This is a genomic window from Vibrio sp. 378 (genome assembly GCF_033339435.1).
Genome location: NZ_JAWOUO010001256.1, coordinates 1 through 509, shown reverse-complemented (window position 1 = coordinate 509; position 509 = coordinate 1). Strand labels below are relative to the sequence as shown.

1 protein-coding gene is annotated in these 509 nt (G+C 51.5%); it reads right to left on the bottom strand.

What is annotated here, in order from left to right:
- A partial coding sequence (locus R7Q48_RS31430) for a spondin domain-containing protein (RefSeq protein ID WP_318134387.1) occupies window positions 1-509 on the bottom strand: 509 nt, incomplete at both ends.

Here is a 509-nt window from a genome sequence, read left to right as displayed (position 1 = left end):
GTGATCGTAACCTTCGCGCCAGGATTTAGAAAACGATGGTTTGCCGAAAAGGTTGAATCAGCCATTCCATCATCATGGCTGATGACGCCAGCGTGAACCGCGCCCGCATCATTCATATCGTTTGGGGTTGAGTTAAACCCTTCTCCGCCACCCGCTGGGCCGGGAATCGTGGCTGCCAATTCATCATTAAGCTCTGTGCCAGAATCCCACACGTTCATGTTCATCTCGTAACTGTCACCCACTGCGAGTGACTTGAGCGATAATCCCGTTTCGCCAACAAAGGCATCATTAGTGTTCACGAGCATCGAAGCCAGCGACAAATAACCATAACGATGAGGATTGACCGTGATGGAGACTTCGTCCGATGAGCCCGGCAGCAGCAAACCGTTGCCAGAGACACCTTGGTAGACGTTGTCGTCACTGTTCATCAGAGCAATCAGCTCGGCATTGCTGCCACCCTCGGCTAAGTGTTCTAACTCAACCGACGCACTTTGACCAATTTCGAATAG